The sequence below is a fragment of the Haloferax sp. Atlit-6N genome (assembly GCF_003383195.1).
In the GTDB taxonomy this organism is placed as follows: domain Archaea; phylum Halobacteriota; class Halobacteria; order Halobacteriales; family Haloferacaceae; genus Haloferax; species Haloferax gibbonsii.
On sequence record NZ_QEQJ01000100.1, the window covers coordinates 1 to 622 of the forward strand.

1 protein-coding gene is annotated in these 622 nt (G+C 28.9%); it reads right to left on the bottom strand.

Features of this window, described 5'->3' with window-relative positions:
• The coding region (locus tag DEQ92_RS21375) for a hypothetical protein (protein ID WP_199522959.1) at nucleotides 1-622 on the bottom strand (622 nt) is incomplete at both ends.

The following is a 622-nucleotide window of genomic DNA, read 5'->3' on the forward strand; positions in this document are numbered from 1 at the left end:
AGAGTGAATTGCTCTAATTGTAATTTATTATAATCGTTATCTATAGAGTAAGGATCACTGAAATGAATTGCCTCATTAGCATCTTTAAGATAATTATATAGTTCCAACATTTGCGTTTGGTTATCTTGATTACTCCAATCTATGTGTTTACTGAAATTATTGAAGTTATATTTGTTTTCTGTTTCAGGATTGTCTTTGAGCGCTAGTGTTTGTTCTATAATTTCTAATCGAGTTATTTGTTTATAATTCCTTAACTCTTTAATATTTTCCGCATGGTTTATTATGTTATAACTATCCTTCATCATATCTTGTAAGTCACTAAACTTTTCACTTAACAATATTTCGTTATTTAGCTCTGTATGCCTTAAATTTTGTTGTTCCTCTTTAAAAAGTGTTTTTATTTTTGAAAATGCATCTACCACGTTATCTTTACTTTTGCCTAACAACTCTTTAATATTTTCGCTGATAATTTTAGGATTTATGGCATAATCGGAGAGAAAAGCCTTGATTCCATGTATATTTTTATTGATGGTTTCTCCTGTGAATTTTTCATGTAAGCGCGCTTTAATGCCTGTAATAGATTGTTGTAATTCAGTGAAATAACCACTTAGTCCTAAGTTTT